At 71.2% G+C, this 379-nt stretch carries 1 protein-coding gene; it reads left to right on the top strand.

What is annotated here, in order from left to right:
* On the top strand, positions 1-379 hold a 379-nt coding region (locus tag E4T88_RS19135; protein WP_135107627.1), incomplete at both ends, for an ABC transporter permease.

The following is a 379-nucleotide window of genomic DNA, read 5'->3' as shown; positions in this document are numbered from 1 at the left end:
ATCCAGGCGGCCGCGGTGCTCGCGGTCGTCAGGCTCATCGCGTTCTCGATGTTCCGGTTCGCGGGCGACCCCGTGAACCAGATCGTCGGGCCCGATACCCCCGCCTCCGAGCGGGCCGAGATCCGCAAGAGCCTCGGCCTCGACGATCCGGTGCTGATGCAGTTCGCCCGCTACGCCGGCGACGTGGTCCGGGGCCGGCTCGGGATCTCGTACCAGTTCCGCCAGCCGGTCTCGCAGCTGCTGGCCGAGCGCATGCCGGCGACCCTGGAACTCGCCTTCTGCGCCACGGTGTTCGCGCTCGTGGTCGGCGTCCTGATGGGGGTCTACTGCGCGCTGCGCCGGGATTCCTGGCTCGCCGGGCTGTTCCAGGCGGTCTCGC

It is taken from the genome of Dysgonomonas mossii (assembly GCF_004569505.1).
Classification (GTDB): domain Bacteria; phylum Bacteroidota; class Bacteroidia; order Bacteroidales; family Dysgonomonadaceae; genus Dysgonomonas.
The sequence above is the reverse complement of the archived record's forward strand: the minus strand, read 5'-3'. Positions and strand labels throughout refer to the sequence as shown.